Consider the following 19036-nt stretch of genomic DNA (forward strand, 5'->3'; position numbering starts at 1 on the left):
CTTCAGCGAGCATGTCCTCGGGCTGAATGCTGTCAAGGTCGACCCAGTGGGCCTGCAGGCCACCACCCCCGGACTCCATCAGCTCGGGCTCTTCGCCGTCGCGCACGAGCCATAGGCCGCCCAGCACCGCACCGTGCAGCGCAACACTGACGGCCAGGCCTAGCGCGAGTGGGCGCAAGCTGCTAGCTGGAACTTGGCGAGGCGGCTTCACGGAAGGCATTCGCGTTCGTAGTCGGATACCGCATTATTCGGCGCACGACGCTCGCCTGTCAGCCTTTCGCTTTTCCGCCCGCCATTCAGCATGGGCGGCACAGTATCGCGAATGCGAATGGTTTGCAACACCATTAATGTGGCGACATCAATGACGGGCGGGCATAAAAAAGGCCCCGGATACCGGGGCCCTTGAGGGTCGCCCTGCGCAGGGCGAGGCATGCGGACCAATCAGTGCTGGTGACCGCCGACGCCGTGGGCGTGGCCGTGCTCCAGCTCCTCGGCGGAGGCCTCGCGCACTTCGACGACTTCGACGTCGAAGTTGAGGTTCTCGCCAGCCAGCGGGTGATTGCCGTCCACGGTCGCGGTATCGCCCTCGACCTTGGTCACGGTCACGGTCAGCGGGCCATTCTGGGTCTCGGCCTGGAACTGCATGCCCGGCTGCACGGAGTCCACGCCCTGGAAGGCCTCCAGCGGGATCTCCTGCACCATGGCCTCGATCTTCTCGCCATAGCCCTCTTCCGGCGCCACCTTGGCCTGGACCTTGTCACCGGCGGCCTTGCCCTCAAGCTCGCGCTCAAGACCCGGAACCAGCTGGCCATTCCCGTGCAGATAGGCGAGCGGCTCGCGGCCCTCGGAGCTGTCGATGGTCTCGCCAGCATCGTTGGTCAGGGTGTAGTGGATGGACACCACGGCGTTCTGTGCAACTTGCATGGGCTTCGCCCTCTCGATATGTGAACCGCACAGGGTAACGCGCATGGCCCCGCGGCGTCAGGTCCACCCTTTGTCGGGGCGGTTTCCGGGGGGAGGGGCAACCCTCCCCGGTTCCGTGATCAGGCCTTTTGCAGCAGCAGACGGTTCAGGCGCGAAACGAAGCCGGAGGGGTCCTCCAGCTGGCCGCCTTCCGCCAGCAGCGACTGGTCGAACAGCAGCGAGGCCAGATCACCGAAGTCGTCCCCTTCGGCCGCGCGCAGGCGCTCGACCAGCGGGTGCTTCGGGTTAATCTCGAGCACCGGCTTGCTGGAGAAGGTCTCCTGCCCGGCCTGCTTCAGAAGTTCCTGCAGGTACAGCGCCATTTCGTGCTCGCCGAGCACGATGCAGGCCGGCGAATCGACCAGGCGTTTCGAGGCGCGCACGGAGTCGACGCGCTCGCCCAGTGCGGCCTGGATGCGCTCCGGCAGGTCGCCCAGATCCTCGTCGGCCTTCGCGCTGTCGTCCGCGGCACCCTCTTTTGCCGCGTCCTCACCGATGATCTTGTCCAGATCAAGGTCACCCTTGGCGACATTCTTGATCGGCTTGCCATCGAACTCGCGCAGGTGCGAGAGCAGCCACTCGTCGACCCGGTCGGACAGCAGCAGCACCTCGATGCCGTGCTTGCGGAAGATCTCCAGGTGCGGGCTGTTGCGCGCCGCGCTGGCGTTGTCGGCGCTGATTACGTAAATAGCGTCCTGGCCGTCCTTCATTCGGCCGATGTAGTCGGCCAGCGAGGCGTTCTGGGTGTCGTCATCGTTTTGCGTGCTGGCGAAGCGCAGCAGGCCCGCGATTTGCTCGCGATTGGCGTGGTCCTCGCCCGGGCCCTCCTTCAGCACGCGGCCGAAGTTCTGCCAGATCTCGGCATACTTCTCCGGCTCGTTCTTCGCAATGCTCTCCAGCAGGCCGAGGATCTTCTTGACCGAGCCGGAACGGATCGAGTCGACCAGGCGGTTGTCCTGCAGGATCTCGCGCGAGACGTTCAGCGGAAGATCGGCCGAGTCCACCACCCCGCGCACGAAGCGCAGGTAGTTGGGCAGGAGCTTCTCGGCGTCGTCCATGATGAACACGCGCTTCACGTAGAGCTTGACGCCGTGGCGCGCATCGCGGTCCCACAGGTCGAACGGGGCGCGTTTGGGGATGTAGAACAGCGTGGTGTACTCCTGACGCCCCTCGACATGGTTGTGGGTCCAGGCGGACGGATCCTCGAAGTCGTGTGCGACGTGCTTGTAGAACTCGCGGTACTCGTCGTCGCTGATCTCGCTCTTCGGCCGGGTCCACAGTGCGCTGGCGCGGTTGACGGTCTCCCACTCGTCGGTGGGCTTGCCGTCGTCATCGGCCTTGCGCATACGGATCGGGAACGCCACGTGGTCGGAGTAGCGGCTGATGATGTGACGCAGACGGAAGGACTCGAGGAATTCGTCGGCATCCTCCTTCAGCGTCAGCGTGATCTCGGTGCCGGCCTCGGGGCGCTCGCAGTCGGTCAGGGTGTACTCGCCATCGCCGCGCGACTCCCAGCGGGTACCGGCCTCCTCGGGCGTCCCCGCGCGACGCGTCTCGAGGCGGACGTGATCAGCCACGATGAACGAGGAGTAGAACCCGACGCCAAACTGGCCGATCAGCTGCGAGTCCTTCTTCTGGTCGCCAGTCAGCTTGTCGAGGAAGGCCTTCGTGCCGGAACGCGCGATGGTGCCGATGTGCTCGATGACCTCGTCGCGCGACATGCCGATGCCATTATCACGCACGGTGACGCTGCGGGCCTCCTTGTCCACCTCGACGTCGATCGCCAGCTCGGCCGGCTGCGGGATCGCGTCGGGCTGGGCCAGCGCCTCGAAGCGCAGCTTGTCGCAGGCGTCGGCACCGTTGGAGATCAATTCGCGCAAGAAGATTTCGCGGTTGGAATACAGCGAGTGGATCATCAGCTGCAGCAGCTGGCTGACCTCGGTCTCGAAGCGGCGGGTCTCGGTATGGCCCTCGGCGGCCGATGCGGTCTGCGTGTCCGTCATGGTCCTGTACGTTCCTCTCGTGCGCTTGGATGGGTTCTACAGCACGCACCTTGGGGGCAGCGTTCGCATTTTCAAGCCCGCAGGCTCCGCGCGACGTCCTCTAGTCGTGGCCAGCACCCGGCCCCTACAAATAAAAAAACCACCGCGGGCAGCCCGCGGTGGTCCAAGGGGGCCGGCCCTCTCAGACCCGCCCGCGACCGTGTGAACGGTTTACTGGTTCACCGGCGAATCGGGATCCAGCAGATAGGCCATGACGTGGCTGATCTGCTCCTCGGTCAGGAAATTGCGCCCGAATCGCGGCATGTAGGTACAAGGGAAATACTGGTGGGGGTTACTGACGACCTCATGGACGTAGTTCAGCACTGACTCATCGGTGCCGCGCTCGCGGCCGTAGTTTGCAAGACTCGGACCGATTGTCCCATAGGTGGTTTCCGCCGGGTCCATCTGATGGCAGGCGTAGCAGTTCGCCCCCGGCTCGCGGGTGCCGTGGTCGTCGTTGTTGTGCCCGACGCGATAGCCATAGCCGGAACGGGCCAGTTCGGCGCCGCGGCGCCAGTCGCCCAGCTCCACTCCGCCATCGGGTCGTTCGTATGAGGCACGCGCGGCCGCGACCACCTGGCCTGCGGTTTCGCTGTCCGGGGATCCTTCGAGCGAGCACAAGGCCTGGACCTCGTCCTGCTTCATTCGCTCCCGGCCGGTGCCACCTTCCTGCACCTCCTGGTCCATGCGATAGCTATCGGTCTCGAGCACCAGATGCTCGGCCAGCTCCTCGGGGCTCATTTGGGTGATGTCGACCTCGCGGTCCGAGGCGTCCTGGAAGAACTGGTCGCAACCCGCCAGCGCCGCCGATGCCGAAACCACCACCGCGGCAGTCAGATTTTTCTTATTGAACATCCCTGAGCCTCCCCTCACGCCCGTCATGACCGATGGCTTTTCTTAGCCCGTGCCCGCACCAATCCCGCGGTCCATCGGTTCCCCTGTTCAGCCCATCTGTGCGGCCCGGCGGACACGCTCGTAAAAGAGCCGTGCAAGCACCCAACCGCAGAAATTCGTAAGGAAGCGGGTTGCCACGCGTCGTGCGCGACAACCCGCTCTACTGCCTTGCTGCACCGGCCCCGAAGGGGCCGAGCAGCTGTCGTGCAAGACGACTTACCGGTTGTTAACCGGGGACTCCGGATCGAGCAGGTAGGCCATGATGTGGCTGATCTGCTCTTCGGTCAGAAGCCCCTGGAAACGCGGCATTTCACCGCAGGGGAAGTACTGATGCGGGTTGGAGATCACCTGATGCACATACTGGCGGATCTCCTGGCTGTCGCCACGCTGCGCCCCGTAGTTCTCGAGGTTCGGGCCGATGGTGCCCTGGACCGAAACGCTCGAATCCATCACGTGGCAGTTGTAGCAGTTGCCACCCTGCTCACGGGTGCCGTGGTCGTCGACATTGTGGCCGATACGGTAGCCGTAGCCGGAATCCGCCAGCTCGGCACCCTTGCGCCAGTCACCCAGCTCGATGTCGCCTTCCGGCGCCTGGTACTGCTCACGCGCCAGAGCCACAACCTTGCCGGCCGTCTCGCCGTCCAGATCATTGCGGGTGGAGTCGAACGAGCAGGCCTTCTGGATCTCGTCCTGAGTCATGCGGTCGCGCCAGGTACCGCCTTCCTGCATTTCCTGATCACGCCAGCTGTTGGTCTCGAAGATGAGATGCTCAGCCAGCTCCTCGGCGCTCATGGCCGTGATATCCACGTCATCCGCCTTGTTGCCATCGGCGACGGCACAGCCGGCGGCCAGGGCGACGGATGCAAATGCGGCTACACCGGCCGCAACAGTGTTTTTATTAAACATACTTGATGTCTCCTATTGCGTCCGTAGTTACCGCTTCAGGTCGGGCAGGATGGCCGGTTCGCCACGCGCCGCGTCATTCCAGTAGGAGATCAGCGCGGTGTTCACCGGGGTATCCGGCAGGATACCGGCATGACGCATCTGCCATACGCAACCACGGATACGGTGGTTCTGGCTGCGGACATTGTCCTGTCCCGCGCGGTGGGCCGGCCAGGAAACCGCCTTGGTCCACTCCTGCGAGTTACGCATTTCCGGCAGCACGGACGCACGGATCTGCTTGCCCGAAGCCCCGTGGCAAGCCGCACAGTTGAAATCCATCGCGCCGCCACGGCGGAAGAAGAGGACTTCGCCGGCGTCACGCATCGCCTTTTCCTTCGGGTGATCCAGCGGCGGGTTCCACGCGTAACCAGAGGACTGATGCGCGATGTAGGTCGTCAGACGCATGATGTCCGAACCGGACCCGTGACGCTGGGAGACAGCGGAATCATCGTCGGTGAAGCCCTGGATCTCCTTCATGCAATGCACCAGGCGCATTTCGAAGTCCATCACCTTGCCGGTGTCCTCGAAGTAGCGCGGGAGCTCGACATAGGCGCCGTCCAGGACGCCCTCGCCCTTGCCGAAATCGCAGCTTTCGAGCGATGCATTGTTCGGGCCACGCTCTTCGTAGAACAGGCGCTCGCCGTCATCCAGCAGCCACAGGGCGGGGTTGTCCGGCATCATCATGATGTTCATTTCACTCTGATGCAGGTACTTCGAGTCGGGCTGCGCTTCGAGCAGCTTTTGCAGGACATCGTTCGGATCCTGCCATTCTGCCTGGGCCGCGGTACCCGCAACCCCGACCGCCATTGCTACGGGCAACGCAAGCAATGCTTTCTTGAACATGGAAACCTCCATCACACGGTTTTTTCGATACGGTCCGTGGCCGGAGCGGCCCGGACCTGTGTAGCAGAGTGCTGAACCGGGGTCCGTGCTGTCAACACAAAAAGCTATATTAGCGTTTTCTAACAGTCTGTTTTTCAAGGATTCTCGGAGCCCAGCACCGTCTGGCAGACGCAGCATACGCGACTTCTATTCCACCGAGTGATGGAATTTTCGGTGGTGTCGGCTTGCCGGCACGAGCCAGGCCAGGCGCAATGCCTGGCAAGCCTTTGAACAAGGGGAGGAAACCGCGCCTCGCACTACCGGCGCACTGCCAGTGACAGGAGTAAAAAGCGCTAGTCGAGCTGAAGCACGCCTTCGTGAACGAGCAGGGCGCGCTTCACCTCGGCCAACGGGCCATCCTGGTCACCCGCGTAGCCACCAATGTCGCGCGTACCGCGGTGACGCGCGGACACCACGCGATGACAGGGGATGAACAACGGCCAGGGGTTGGCGCGGCAGGCCTGGCCAACGGCACGCGGGGCCGAGCCGACCTGGGAGGCAATTTGCGCGTAGGTCCGCACCTCGCCGACGGGGATGGCCGAAAGTGCGGCCCAGACCCGGCGGGCGTGCTCCGTCCCCGGTGGTACGGCTTGCGTCGCCCGCCACTGCCCCGGATCGCGGGCGTAGTCTGCAGGGTCGAAGGCAGGAGGGGACCGGTCAGCGGTCGGGATATCCCGCAGTGGGGACAGGTCGGGTGGATCGTCGGGACGCTGCCAGCCGCAGGCCAGCAGGTCGCCCTGCCCGGACTCCAGCCACGCAAAAGCCAGCGCGACTCCCGGCAGGAGACAGCGCTGGCTTCGCATGGCCGATTCGGCCGACAACGGAAAACCGGGTGGGCGCGAGCGGGGCTGCGCGGCCACCCCGGTCATCAGGCGCCGTTCCGGTTCGCCTTGATATCTTCCTTGATGCGCGCGGCCTTGCCGGTGCGATCCCGCAGGAAGTACAGCTTCGAGCGACGGACCTTGCCGCGACGCTTCACCTTGATCTCGGCAATCTGCGGGCTGTGTGTCTGGAAGGTACGCTCCACGCCGTTGCCGTAGGAGACCTTGCGCAGGGTGAACGCCGAGTTGAGGCCACGGCTGCGCTTGCCGATCACCACACCCTCGAAGGCCTGCAGGCGCTCACGCTCGCCTTCGCGCACCTTCACCTGCACCACCAGGGTGTCGCCCGGACCAAAGTCCGGTACGTCGGACTTCATCTGTTCGGCTTCCAGTTGCTGAATCACGCTGTTCATCGTTCGACCTCAATCATCGCTTTCGGTGTGCGGACCGCCCTTCCGGCGTTCCACACGGTATTCGTCCAACAGGGCCAGATCCTCGGCCCCGAGTTCTTCGCGCGCCAGCACGTCCGGCCGCCGCTCCCAGGTTCGCCCCAGCGCCTCGCGTCGGCGCCAGCGTCGGATGGCACCATGATCGCCACCCAGCAGGACCTGCGGTACCGCACGCCCTGCCACCACCTCTGGCCGCGTGTAGTGCGGGCAGTCGAGCAGGCCCTCGCTGAACGAGTCCTGCCCGGCGGAATCCGCATGACCGAGCACACCCGGGAGCAGGCGCGCACAGGCATCGATCACCACCATCGCGCCCAGCTCGCCACCGGACAGGACATAGTCGCCCAGCGACCATTCCTCGTCGACCTGCGCCTCGATAAAGCGCTCGTCGATGCCCTCGTAGCGGCCGCACACCAGCGCCACCCGCGGCTTCCTGACCAGCTCTCGCAACATGGCCTGCCGGATCGGCCGCCCCTGCGGGGTCAGGGCGATCACGTGCAGGGGCGCCGTCGCGTCGGCCCGCGCCGCCTCCAGCGCGGACGCCAGCGGCGCATACTGCATGACCATGCCGGGGCCGCCACCATAGGGGCGATCATCCACCGCCTGGTGGAAACCGGCCCCCCAGTCACGCGGGTTCCAGGTCTCCAGCGCGAGCCGGCCCTGCTGCACCGCCCGCCCGGTCACCCCGGATTCGCCCACCGCCGTAACCAGCTCCGGAAACAGCGTGACGATATCGAAGCGCATCGTCCGCCTCAGAATTCCGGATCCCAGTCGACCCGCAACCGCCGAGCCTCCAGGTCCACATCCAGGATGTACTGGCCCTGCACCCAGGGGATCAGTCGTTCGCGATCACCGCGCACAACCAGCACATCATTGGCACCACCGGTCTCCATGAATCCCGAGATGCGCCCCAGCGCGGTCCCGTCCTGGTGCTCGACCTCCATGCCCAGCAGGTCGGCCCAGTAGTACTCGCCATCCTCGGCGGGTGGGAGCCAGTCGCGCTCGATCGCCAGCTCGGCGCCCATCAGGCCGTAGGCCGCCTCGCGATCCGCGGTCTCGGCAAATTTCATCACGACGCCGTGCCCGTGGGCCCGGCCCGCTTCGACATCCGCCAGCCGCCAGCCGGCGCCGGAACGCAGCCACAACCGGGGGAAGTCGGCAATCGCGGCGCGCGGCTCGGTCTCGGAAAAGATCCGGACCCAGCCCTTCACGCCGTACACCCCGGAGACGCGTCCGACGCGGATGCGTTCACCCGCCTCGTTCATCACCGGAGTTCGGTCTACTACGCGTAATCAGCGAACCGACGGCTTCAGGCCGCGGCTTGCTGCTTGCGGTAGCCCTTGACCAGGTGGTTCACGCGCTCGGACATGCCGGCGCCGTGGCCCAGCCAGTAGTCCACGCGTTCCAGATCAATGCGCAGCGGCTCTTCCTGACCGCGGGCGACCGGGTTGAAGAAGCCAATCTGTTCTTTGTAACCGCTGTCCCGACGCTTACGCGAATCGGTGACGACGATCGAGTAGAACGGGCGCTTTTTGGCGCCGCGGCGAAGCAGGCGAATCGTAACCATATGTTCTGTTGAACCCCGTTTGAGTCCGTTTTCTCGAGAAAACGCGCGATTATAACGAATCCCGCCGCCAGCACAAGGTGCCGGCGGCCGTGACAGCGGCTAACTAGCGAAACGGCATGCCCCCGCCGGGGCCACCCATTCCACCCATGCCACCCATTTTGCCCCCCAGGGCACGCATCATCTTCGATGCGCCGCCCTTGGAGAATTTCTTCATCGCCTTGCTCATTTGCGCATGCTGCTTGAGCAGGCGATTCACATCCTGAATCTGAGTGCCAGATCCGGCGGCGATCCGGCGTTTGCGCGAACCCTTGATAACGTCCGGGTGGCGCCGCTCGTGCTCGGTCATCGACGAGATCACGGCCATCATGCGACCAATCTCCTTGTCGTTGGCCTGGTTCTTCACCGCGTCCGGCAACTTGCCGCCCCCGGGCAGCTTTTCCAGCATCGAGCTGATCCCGCCCATCTTCTGCATCTGACCGAGTTGCTCGCGCAGGTCGTTCAGGTCGAAACCGCGCCCCTTCTTCAGCTTGCGCGTGAGCTTTGCGGCCTTGTCCTGGTCGACCTGGCGGCTGGCCTCCTCAACCAGGGACAGGACATCGCCCTTGCCGAGGATGCGCGAGGCGATACGCTCGGGATGGAACGGCTCCAGCGCATCCGGGCGCTCGCCCATACCGATGAACTTGATCGGCACCCCGGTGATCTGGCGCACCGACAGCGCGGCACCGCCGCGGGCGTCACCGTCAGCTTTGGTCAGCACCACGCCGGTCAGCGGCAAGGCCTCGCCGAAGGCGCGCGCGGTGTTCGCCGCGTCCTGGCCAGTCATGGAGTCGACCACGAACAGGGTCTCGATCGGGTCGATCGCCTGATGCAGGGCCTTCACCTCGGCCATCATGTCTTCATCGACATGCAGCCGCCCGGCGGTATCCACCAGCAGCACCTCGGTGCCGTCACGACGCGCTCGCGTGACCGCCTCGCTCGCGATCGCCTCGGGCTTCTGGCTGATGTCACTGGGATAGAACGTGACCTCGACCTGCCCGGCCAGGGTCTCCAACTGCTGGATCGCCGCCGGCCGATAGACGTCACAGCTGACCACCGCGACCTTCTTCTTTTCGCGCTCGCGCAACAGGCGCGCGAGCTTGCCGATACTAGTGGTCTTGCCCGCGCCCTGCAGGCCGGCCACCAGCACGACGGCCGGCGGCTGGACCGCCAGGTTCAGCGAGGCGTTCTCCCCGCCCATCGTCGCGATCAGCTCGTCATGGACGACCTTGATCAGGGCCTGCCCCGGGGTAAGGCTCCCGATGACCTCCTGGCCCAGCGCCTTTTCCTTGACGTCCTTGACGAACTCGCGCACCACCGGCAGGGCCACATCGGCCTCCAGCAGTGCCATGCGCACCTCGCGCAGGGCATCCTGAATATTGTCCTCGGTGAGCCGCGCCTGGCCTTTCAGGCGCTTCATGGTCTCCTGGAGGCGGCTGGAAAGGCCGTCGAACATCGTCTGTCCTCGTCTCGCTCGTGCTGGCCCGGCCCATGCCGGGAAAGACCGCACAGTATACCGGCCCCGCCACCCGGCCTGCACGGCCCCAGTCGCGATCCGGGTTTGCCGCCCTGAATGTGCATTCAGGCTCGGGAGCGGGGATAATCGCCGCCCATGACCACCGTTGCCGGACTGCTCGCCGTCGCCCTGTATCTCGCCACCACGGGATACCTGATCGTCGCCTCCCGCACCCAGCCCCTGGCCGCCGGGCAGCCCCGCGCGCCGCTGATGCTGTGGCTGGCGGCCCTGCTCGCGCACCTCGGGGCCCTGATCCCGCTCGTCGCGACCGAGACAGGGCTGAACCTGTGCCTGGGCAACGCCCTGTCGGCATCGATGTGGCTGGTTGCAGGGCTGCTGTGGCTGACCGCGCTACGCCACCCACTAGCCGTGCTCGGCGTGGTGATCCTGCCACTGACCGCACTGGCCACCCTGACCGCGGTACTGTGTGACGGCGACACGTCCTACGCGACCTCGGCCGGGATCGACCTGCATATCCTGTTCTCGGCGCTGGGCTGGGCCTTCCTGGCACTCTCCACCGCCCAGGCCGCGGTCATGACGGCCCAGCACCGCGCGCTGCACAACCATCACACGGCCGGGATCGTGCGCCACCTGCCGCCGCTGTTCTCGATGGAGGTCTGGCTGTTCCGCATGATCTTCATCGGCTGGCTGTTCCTCGGACTCAGCCTGCTCTCCGGCTTAGTATTTGTGGACGACCTGTTCGCCCAGCACCTGGTCCACAAGACCGTCCTGTCGCTGCTGGCCTGGGTGATCTTCTCGACCCTGCTGGTCGGGCGCTGGCGCCTGGGCTGGCGCGGCACCCGCGCCCTGGCGTGGACCACGGGCGGGTTTGTCGCCCTGGTTCTGGCCTATTTCGGCTCCAAGCTGGTCCTGGAGATCATCCTCGGGCGCGTCTGATGGTGCTCCCGGCCGACAGGCTTGACAGCCCGGCGGCGCTTGCCTGAAATGATTCAGACTACGCAGCCCCGTCAGCCCGCCCACACCTGACCGCAGGCCATCCCGTTGCAAGAGATCCCGCTGTCCGTCCTGTTCGGCGCCCTGCTCGTGCTGTTCCTGCTGTCGGCGTTCTTCTCCGGATCGGAAACGGCGCTGATGGCGCTGAACCGCTACCGCATGCGCCACCGCGCCCAGACCGGGCACCGTGGCGCCGCGATTGCCGCCCGCCTGCTGGAACGGCCGGACCGCCTGATCGGGCTGATCCTGCTCGGCAACAACTTCGTCAACATCCTGATCGCCCAGATCGCCACCTTTATCGGCTGGCGCCTGTTCGGCGATACCGGCGTGGCCATCGCCACCGGGGTGCTGACGCTGACCCTGCTGATTTTCGCCGAGACCGCCCCCAAGACGCTCGCAGCACTGCACAGCGAACGCGTCGCCTATCCCGCCGCCTGGATCTACTGCGGGCTGCTGAAGGTGATGTGGCCCGTGGTGTGGATGATCAATGTGCTGGCCAACGGCGTACTGCGCCTGTTCGGGGTGCACATGAAGCCCGGCCAGCGTTCGGCCCTGAACACCGACGAGCTGCGCAGTGTGGTCTCCGAGGCCGGCGCCCTGATCCCGGCAAACCACCAGCGCATGCTGCTGAACCTGCTGGACCTGGAACGCACCACGGTCGAGGACATCATGATCCCGCGCAACGAGATCGTGGTGGTGGACCTGAACGAGCCCTGGAACGAGGTCGTCGAGCAGCTGGTGCACGGCAGCTTCACCCGCCTGCCAGTGGTCGAGGGCGAGCTGGATCATATCGTCGGCTTCCTGCACCGGCGTGACGTGATCCCACTGATCGAGCGTGATGACTTTGACGCCGAAGACCTGCGCCAGATCCTGACCCCGCCCTACTTCATCCCCGAGGGCACGGCGCTAAACCGCCAGCTGATTAACTTCCAGCAACAGAAAAAACGGATCGGCCTGGTGGTGGACGAGTACGGCGACATCGAGGGTCTGATCACATTGGAGGACCTCCTGGAAGAGATCGTCGGAGAATTCACCACCGACTCCCCGGCCATGAGCGACGACGTGCTGCGCCAGGAGGATGGCTCGGCGATGGTCGATGGCGGCATCCACCTGCGCGAGCTCAACCGCTCGCTGGGCCTGGAGCTCCCGGTGGATGGCCCCAAGACCCTCAGCGGACTGATCGTGGAATACCTTGAGAGCATTCCCGAGGCGCCAGTGAGTGTGCGCATCAACGACGTGGTGATGGACATCGTGCAGATCAAGAACAACACCATCCGCACGGTGCGCGTGGTCGCCCCTGATCTACCGACCAGCCCGGACAACAAGGAAGCCTGATGGCGAAGGCCAAGACCCAGTACGTCTGCCGGGAATGCGGCGCGGTGAGCCCCAAGTGGGCGGGCCAGTGCGGCGACTGCGGCGCCTGGAACACCCTGGAGGAGGCCGTGCCGGCCACCCCGTCCGGACCGCGCGGCGGCTACGCGGGCGAGGTCGCCGGCATTACCCGGCTGGGCGAGGTTGAGGCCGGCGAGGTCCCGCGCACCGGCACCGGCCTGTCGGAGCTGGACCGCGCCCTGGGCGGAGGGCTGGTACACGGGTCGGTCGTTCTGCTGGGCGGCGACCCGGGGATCGGCAAGTCCACCCTGCTGCTGCAGACGCTGGCCATGCTGCCGGTCGATGACACGCTTTACGTGACCGGCGAGGAATCCGCCCAGCAGATCAGCATGCGCGCTAGGCGGCTCGGGCTTGAGGTCGACGGGCTGCGCCTGCTGACCGAGACGCAGGTGGAGAACGTTATCGCCACCTGCGAGCGCGAACGCCCGCGCGTGCTGGTGATCGACTCCATCCAGACGCTGTACACCGCCGCACTGCAGTCCGCCCCCGGCTCGGTCGGGCAGGTGCGCGAGAGCGCCGCCGCCCTGGTGCGCCTGGCCAAGCAGCGCGGGATCACCGTGATCCTGGTGGGCCACGTGACCAAGGACGGCCAGCTGGCCGGACCGCGCGTGCTCGAGCACATGGTCGACACGGTGCTGTATTTCGAGGGCGACCCGGACGGGCGCTACCGCATGCTGCGCGCGGTGAAAAACCGCTTCGGTGCGGTCAACGAGCTGGGCGTGTTCGCGATGCTGGAAAACGGGCTGAAGGCCGTCTCCAATCCCTCCGCCATCTTCCTCTCGCGCCACCAGGGCCCGGTGCCCGGGTCCGTGGTAATGGTCACGCGCGAGGGCACCCGGCCGCTGCTGGTGGAGGTGCAGGCCCTGGTCTCCGAGAGCCACGCACCGCAGCCGCGACGCATCACCGTGGGGCTGGAGCAGAACCGCCTGACCATGCTGCTGGCCGTACTGCACCGCCACGGCGGCGTCGCGCTGTTCGACCAGGATGTCTTCATCAACGTGGTCGGCGGCGTACGCGTAACCGAGACCGCGGCCGACCTGCCCATGCTCGCCGCCGCCCTGTCGAGCTTTCGCGACCGCCCCCTGCCGCAGGAGATGCTGGCCTTTGGCGAGGTCGGGCTGGCCGGCGAGATCCGGCCTGTGCCGAACGGCGAGGAGCGCCTGCGCGAGGCCGCCAAGCACGGCTACACGCGGGCGATCGCGCCGGCGGCCAATGCGCCGCGCAAGCCCATCAAGGGCATGGAGGTGGTCGCGGTCTCGCGCCTCTCCGAAGTCCTCGACGCCCTTTAGCACCCGGCCCCGCCGCCTCTTGTGGCAAGGCACCGTTCGTCATCCGGTGTTTACGTGCCTTCGGTCCACATACTGCCAAGCGCTGTCTCGCCAGCGCGCCGCGCCAGTTGTTGATCAAAAACGGGCTTCTTTGCTCGTGCAAAGAAGTACCCAAGAAACACGCCCGGGATTCGCCCGGGAACCTTGCTCCGGACGCGCCAGGCCGGCGGCGCTGAAACTCGCTGCGCCTTTGGCTTCGCTCAGACAGTCAGCGCCTTCTCCCGGCCTGTCACGCCCTCCACAAGGGGCTCATATCGGGAGGGTAGGTCAAAACACAGCCTCTGCGGTAAGCCCCGCGCTGTAGGGTGCGTTGAGCGCAGCGAAACGCACCGTTCCGACGCCGTGGCAATCCTGATGCGATTCGCTGCGCTCATCACATCCTACGATGGGGTCTGGCGCCCGCTTGCGGGCGCGGCACGCCAGGGCCGAAGGCCGCGCGTGCCCAGGATGTCGGAATACCTTGCCTCCATCCATTGGCGCGAACGTCAGGACAGCCGTTGTCTTGACCTTATCCCCCCCGTATGAAGCCCCTTGCGGAAGGGTTCTCGGGACGGACGATTCAAAATAGAAACGGGGGCGCTGACTGTCTGAGCGGAGCGACAGCGCAGCGAGTTTCAGCGCCGCCGGCCCGAGGGCCCTGGAGCAAGGTCCCCGGGCGGAATCCGGGTGCCCTTCTTTGGGTACTTTCTTGGGCAAGCAAGAAAGTACCTCGGGGTGCGCTGCCGAGACAGCGCAGGCTGGCGGCCGGACGAAGGCACCGTAAACACCGGATGCCGAACCAGGGCCAGCCTGAACAGCCACAACGTAAGTCGGAAACGAAAAAGGCGCCCGGAGGCGCCTTTGGTGAAGCGGGCAAAAAGGCCGCGTCAGTTGACGGCGTCGAGGTCGGATGCGAGCGATTCGCGCGCACCCTCGGCGACGGCGTCCAGCCGGTGGCTGTAGTTCTCGTGCTCCACCCCGATGGCAATGGCCGCACCGGATTTCGCGGCGGAGACCATCTCCGGGGTCAGCTCGAAGCGCAGGAAGTGGACCGACGAGGTCTTGTCGTCGGTCTCCCGATCCAGGTCCTCGTTCGCGATCGGGTAGACCTTGTCGTGGCCTTCGACCTGAACGTAGGTCTTGCGCTCGATCCCGATCAGCTTGGACAGCTGCACCTTGCGCTCGTCCACGTCCGGGTATTCGACCATCATGGTCGCCTTCCAGTTGGAACCGTCCGGGATCAGCGGATTGTAGGCGTCCAGCTCGTCCTGGATGCCTTCGGCATCGAAGATCTTTTCGACCCGCAGCATCTCCTGGATCTGGTACTGCATGGTCTTGCGATCCTCGAAGTGCAGGGTCACGGCCGGGCCCACCTGCACCACGCGATTGCGCTTGTGCTGCATGACCTCGTTGCGAAACTGGGGCCGCACCTCGTGGTACTTCTCCAGCGAATACAGGTCGTTTCGACTCAGCTTGTCCACACTTGCCTCCATCTCGATACCTCCGTCACGTCGGACTGGTCCGCGGGACCCCTCAGTGGTCGTGGTGTCCCTTCTTCGTGTAGTCCTTGTCGGACCAGAGGTTGTCTTTCAGTTCGTGGTCGAACACCGGGTTATGGCGACGGATCCACTCCAGCACCATTGCCGCGTGTTCGATCTCTTCGTCGCGGTTGTGCGCGAGGATTGCCTTGAGTTCCTCGTTCTTGCAGGCATCGATGCGCTGCTGATACCAGTCCACCGCCTCGAGCTCTTCCATCAGCGAGACGATGGCGCGATGCATCTCGCGCGACTCGTCGCTCAGTTCCTCGACGGGTTCGTGGTAGCTGTCACTGGCCATTTCGTGTCTCCATCCGCGGCGCCTCGGCGGGCGTACGTCGTGTTCTGGTAACCGATACCCGGCGCTACAGCCCGTAGGCCTGGCGCAGCAGGGTCAGCGGGTGTTCGGGCGCCTTGTCCTCGCCCTTGCCCTGCAGTCCGTTCTCGATCATGTGCCCGGCCATCGGGCAGTCACTCGAGTAGTGATCGGACTCGGCCTTCTGCACCCGGTTCACCACCGGACGACAGATCTTGGCCGCAGTCTCGTAGAACTCGCTCTTCACGCCATAGGTACCGTCGTGCCCGGAGCAGCGTTCGATCACGTCGATCTCGGTATTCGGCACAAGCTTCAGCAGGTCGCGAGTCTTGAGCCCCATGTTCTGCACCCGCAGGTGGCAGGCCGCGTGGTAGGCGATCTTGCCGAGCTTCTCGGGGAAGTCGGTGTTCAGCTTGCCTTCCTTGTGGCGCTCCATCAGGTACTCGAACGGGTCGAAGATACGATCGCGTACAGCGGCGACATCGGGCTCGTCCGGGAACATCAGCGGCAGTTCCTGCTTGTACATCAGCACGCAGGACGGGACTGGCGCGACAATGTCGTAGCCTTGGTCGATCATGCGCTTCATCGCCGGGATGTTCGCATCCTTCGCGGACTCGACGGCCTTCAGGTCGCCCAACTCGAGCTTGGGCATGCCGCAGCATTGCTCCTTCTCGACCAGGGTGACCTCGATGCCGTTGTGCTCGAAGACCTTGACCAGGTCCTCGACCAGGTGCGGCTCGTTGTAGTTGCCGTAGCAGGTGGCGTAGAGCGCTACCTTGCCCTGGGTGGCACCGGCCGGCTCGGGGTTGCTCACTCCCTTGGCAACCTTCGCCATGCGCGAGCGACCCTTGCTCGAGTGGTATTCAGGGACCGGGGCATCCGGGTGCACGCCCATAGTCTTGTCCAGCACCTTGCGCATCGCGCCGGTCTTGTTCGCGGCGTTGACTACGCCGGCAACCACCGGGATGCCCGCCAGCTTGCCGACGGTATCGGTGCTGGACATGAACTTGTGCGCGGCCTTCGCTCCCTCTTTCTGGAAACGCACGGCCTTGGCACGCAGCATCAGGTGCGGGAAGTCGACGTTCCATTCATGCGGGGGCACGTAGGGGCACTTGGTCAGGTAGCACAGATCACACAGGTAGCAGTGATCCACCACCTTCCAGTAGTCCTTCCGATCAACGCCGTCGACCTCCATGGTCTCGGATTCGTCGACCAGGTCGAACAGCGTGGGGAAGGAGTTGCAGAGGCTGACGCAGCGCCGGCAGCCATGACAGATGTCGTAGACCCGCTCCAGCTCGGCGAACAACGATTCCTCGTTGTAGAACTCGGGATTCTTCCAGTCCAGCGGATGGCGGGTCGGGGCTTCCAGACTTCCTTCACGTTGGTGCGTCGGCGCAGACATGCATCCCTCCGGTATCCGTATCAGTGACGATGCTTCGAGGGAAACACGGAACAACATGCGAACGCAGCCGCAGGGCTGACTTCACAGGCTGTTCCGTACCTCCCGGAAAACGGGGCCGGCGTAGCGGCCCCGCGTGCTTCCGTTACTACCGGACAATCAGTCGTCCAGCTGGTCCAGGGCCTTCTGGAAGCGGTTGGCGTGGGAACGCTCCGCCTTGGCCAGGGTCTCGAACCAGTCGGCGACTTCGTCGAAGCCTTCGTCGCGGGCGGTCTTGGCCATGCCCGGGTACATGTCGGTGTACTCGTGGGTCTCACCGGCAACGGCGGTCTTCAGGTTCGCGGCGGTGGGGCCGAATTCCAGGCCGGTGGCCGGGTCGCCGCAGCTCTCGAGGTACTCGAGGTGACCGTGGGCGTGGCCGGTTTCACCTTCGGCGGTGGAACGGAACACGGTCGCGACGTCGTTGTAGCCTTCCACGTCCGCCTTGGAAGCGAAGTACAGGTAACGACGGTTGGCCATCGATTCGCCGGCAAAGGCCTCCTTGAGGGCTTCTTCGGTCTTGCTACCTTTCAGTTCCATGGGTCTCTCCTCTTGCTGGTTAGGATCCACACACCGGTACGGCCGTTGTGCGGATCGGGCATTTAGACTTTGTCTAAAACACTTCGAAACTCTAGTTAGCACCCGGTCGCATGTCAACCGATTGCCCCGCTGACCGTGGGGGCACGGTCACGAAACTCAAGCCCCCGGCCGCCCGGCTTCTTTCCTCGCCGCGGCGGATCGGATACTTTCTCACCTTTTAGCCCCCGCGATCCAATAAGAACCCAACACGTAATCCGACACCATGACCGACACATCCACCGACAGCCCCGCCGAGTTCGAAGCCAGCCTGGAGGCCCTGGAGGCCCTGGTGGCACGGATGGAGTCCGGCGAACTGGGCCTGGAACAGTCGCTGGAGGAATTCCAGCGCGGCATGGAACTGGTCGGCCGCTGTCAGAAGGCGCTGGACGACGCCCAGGCACGCATCGAGAAACTCGCCAGCGAGCCTTCTGCGGAGGGTGCCGCGTCCGGGAGCGCACCGGACACCCCGACCGATCCCGACGACGTCCCATTCTAGGACCCGGCCTTGAGCATTCCAGATCCATCCGAGGCGCTGAAGGCCTATCAGCGTCGTATCGAGACCGTACTCGACCAGCGGCTCGCGGCCGACTCTTCCCCGGACCCGCGACTAATCGAGGCCATGCGCTATGCCACGCTCTCCGGTGGCAAGCGCCTGCGCCCAGTCCTGGTATACGCGGCCGGGGCCACCTGTAACGCCCCCGATGACGCGCTCGATGCGATGGCGGCGGCCGTGGAGATGGTCCATGTCTACTCGCTGATCCACGACGACCTGCCGGCGATGGACAACGACGACCTGCGCCGTGGCAGGCCCACCTGCCACCGTGCCTTCGACGAGGCCACCGCGATCCTCGCCGGGGATGCGTTGCAGGCCCGCGCCTTCGAGATCATGACCGCCGGCGTCCGCACCCTGCCCGGCACAGCCGGCCTGAATGCCCTGGCCGAGCTCGCCCACGCAGCGGGCCTGCACGGCATGGCCGGCGGCCAGGCCATCGACCTCGGCGCCTGCGGCAAGCCGATCGATCTGGCGGAACTGGAGCGCATGCACCGGCTCAAGACCGGCGCCCTGATCCGCGTGTCGGTGCGCCTGGGCGCAATCGCCGGTGGCGCCTCGGAGGACACCCTTGGCCACCTGACCCGCTACGCCGAATGCATTGGCCTGGCGTTCCAGATCCGCGACGACGTGCTCGACGTGGAGGGTGATCCGGAGGTGCTCGGCAAGGCCTGCGGGGCGGATGCCCGCCTGGACAAGGCGACCTTCCCCTCGCTGCAGGGCCTGGAGGCCTCGCGCGAACGCGCAGTGGCCCTGGTCGACGAGGCGCTGGACGAGCTGCAACCCTTTGGCCAGGAGGCGGACTTGCTTCGCTTCCTTGCGCGGTACATCGTCGACCGCATGAACTGACACGGCC

20 protein-coding genes are annotated in these 19036 nt (G+C 65.3%); 5 read left to right on the top strand and 15 right to left on the bottom strand.

Translation table 11 applies throughout. The annotated features are described in order from the left end of the window. Nucleotides 1-441: 441 nt before the first annotated feature. The 11 genes from F791_RS0103405 to ffh form a co-directional block, all read right to left on the bottom strand. Entirely contained in the window at nt 442-924 is a 483-nt protein-coding gene (locus tag F791_RS0103405) for a peptidylprolyl isomerase (protein ID WP_018137635.1), read from the bottom strand. Between the two features lie 119 nt (nt 925-1043). Continuing rightward, complete coding sequence (gene htpG, locus F791_RS0103410) at nt 1044-2966, bottom strand: molecular chaperone HtpG (RefSeq protein WP_018174579.1); 1923 nt, start codon at nt 2964-2966, stop codon at nt 1044-1046. 210 nt (nt 2967-3176) lie between these two features. Then, nucleotides 3177-3860, bottom strand: a complete 684-nt coding sequence (gene soxX, locus F791_RS0103415; protein ID WP_018174578.1) for a sulfur oxidation c-type cytochrome SoxX — start codon at nt 3858-3860, stop codon at nt 3177-3179. Between the two features lie 255 nt (nt 3861-4115). Then, nucleotides 4116-4805, bottom strand: coding sequence for a sulfur oxidation c-type cytochrome SoxX (gene soxX, locus F791_RS0103425; RefSeq protein WP_018993535.1), 690 nt, complete (start codon nt 4803-4805; stop codon nt 4116-4118). A gap of 27 nt (nt 4806-4832) precedes the next feature. Continuing rightward, on the bottom strand, nt 4833-5648 hold the full coding sequence (gene soxA, locus F791_RS0103430) for a sulfur oxidation c-type cytochrome SoxA (protein ID WP_018993534.1): 816 nt from the start codon (nt 5646-5648) through the stop codon (nt 4833-4835). A gap of 368 nt (nt 5649-6016) precedes the next feature. Then, a complete protein-coding gene (locus F791_RS0103435) occupies nt 6017-6592 on the bottom strand; it encodes a methylated-DNA--[protein]-cysteine S-methyltransferase (RefSeq protein ID WP_018994602.1) in 576 nt (191 codons plus the stop codon). Then, a complete protein-coding gene (rplS, locus tag F791_RS0103440) occupies nt 6592-6957 on the bottom strand; it encodes a 50S ribosomal protein L19 (protein WP_018137641.1) in 366 nt (121 codons plus the stop codon). The genes F791_RS0103435 and rplS overlap by 1 nt, the downstream gene beginning before the upstream one ends. 9 nt (nt 6958-6966) lie before the next feature. Beyond that, entirely contained in the window at nt 6967-7734 is a 768-nt protein-coding gene (trmD, locus tag F791_RS0103445; protein ID WP_018137642.1) for a tRNA (guanosine(37)-N1)-methyltransferase TrmD, read from the bottom strand. Nucleotides 7735-7742: 8 nt separating this feature from the next. After that, nucleotides 7743-8255, bottom strand: coding sequence for a ribosome maturation factor RimM (rimM, locus tag F791_RS0103450; RefSeq protein ID WP_018137643.1), 513 nt, complete (start codon nt 8253-8255; stop codon nt 7743-7745). 44 nt (nt 8256-8299) lie between these two features. Then, nucleotides 8300-8557 (bottom strand): 30S ribosomal protein S16, encoded by a 258-nt coding sequence (gene rpsP / locus F791_RS0103455; protein WP_012981840.1) that lies wholly within the window; start codon nt 8555-8557, stop codon nt 8300-8302. A 103-nt stretch (nt 8558-8660) separates the two neighbouring features. After that, nucleotides 8661-10049, bottom strand: a complete 1389-nt coding sequence (gene ffh / locus F791_RS0103460) for a signal recognition particle protein (protein WP_018137644.1) — start codon at nt 10047-10049, stop codon at nt 8661-8663. A gap of 156 nt (nt 10050-10205) precedes the next feature. Between ffh and F791_RS0103465 the strand changes: the two genes are divergently transcribed. From F791_RS0103465 to radA, 3 genes are all read left to right on the top strand, one after another. Continuing rightward, nucleotides 10206-11006, top strand: a complete 801-nt coding sequence (locus F791_RS0103465) for an inner membrane protein YpjD (protein ID WP_018137645.1) — start codon at nt 10206-10208, stop codon at nt 11004-11006. Between the two features lie 105 nt (nt 11007-11111). Then, the gene (locus tag F791_RS0103470; protein ID WP_019592180.1) at nt 11112-12398 is read left to right on the top strand and encodes an HlyC/CorC family transporter; all 1287 of its coding nucleotides are present in this window, start codon (nt 11112-11114) and stop codon (nt 12396-12398) included. Then, a complete protein-coding gene (gene radA / locus F791_RS0103475) occupies nt 12398-13744 on the top strand; it encodes a DNA repair protein RadA (protein ID WP_018137647.1) in 1347 nt (448 codons plus the stop codon). Before F791_RS0103470 ends, radA begins: the two co-directional genes overlap by 1 nt. Before the next feature lie 905 nt (nt 13745-14649). Here the strand turns inward: radA and F791_RS0103480 are convergent. From F791_RS0103480 to F791_RS0103495, 4 genes are all read right to left on the bottom strand, one after another. After that, nucleotides 14650-15255, bottom strand: coding sequence for a DUF3501 family protein (locus tag F791_RS0103480; RefSeq protein ID WP_018137814.1), 606 nt, complete (start codon nt 15253-15255; stop codon nt 14650-14652). Between the two features lie 40 nt (nt 15256-15295). Then, entirely contained in the window at nt 15296-15598 is a 303-nt protein-coding gene (locus F791_RS0103485; protein WP_018175389.1) for an encapsulin-associated ferritin-like protein, read from the bottom strand. Nucleotides 15599-15662: 64 nt separating this feature from the next. After that, entirely contained in the window at nt 15663-17015 is a 1353-nt protein-coding gene (locus F791_RS0103490) for a heterodisulfide reductase-related iron-sulfur binding cluster (protein WP_019592181.1), read from the bottom strand. Between the two features lie 156 nt (nt 17016-17171). Further along, a complete protein-coding gene (locus tag F791_RS0103495) occupies nt 17172-17591 on the bottom strand; it encodes a rubrerythrin family protein (protein ID WP_018137817.1) in 420 nt (139 codons plus the stop codon). 262 nt (nt 17592-17853) lie between these two features. On the opposite strand from F791_RS0103495, the gene F791_RS0103500 reads away from it, so the two are divergent. Together F791_RS0103500 and ispA are read left to right on the top strand one after the other, a co-directional pair. Further along, nucleotides 17854-18126, top strand: coding sequence for an exodeoxyribonuclease VII small subunit (locus F791_RS0103500; RefSeq protein WP_018175387.1), 273 nt, complete (start codon nt 17854-17856; stop codon nt 18124-18126). 9 nt (nt 18127-18135) lie between these two features. Continuing rightward, nucleotides 18136-19029 carry a (2E,6E)-farnesyl diphosphate synthase gene (gene ispA / locus F791_RS0103505; RefSeq protein ID WP_018137819.1) on the top strand — a complete coding sequence of 298 codons (894 nt, stop codon included), beginning with the start codon at nt 18136-18138 and terminating at the stop codon, nt 19027-19029. Nucleotides 19030-19036: the final 7 nt, after the last annotated feature.

It is taken from the genome of Thioalkalivibrio sp. ALRh (assembly GCF_000381425.1).
GTDB lineage: Bacteria > Pseudomonadota > Gammaproteobacteria > Ectothiorhodospirales > Ectothiorhodospiraceae > Thioalkalivibrio.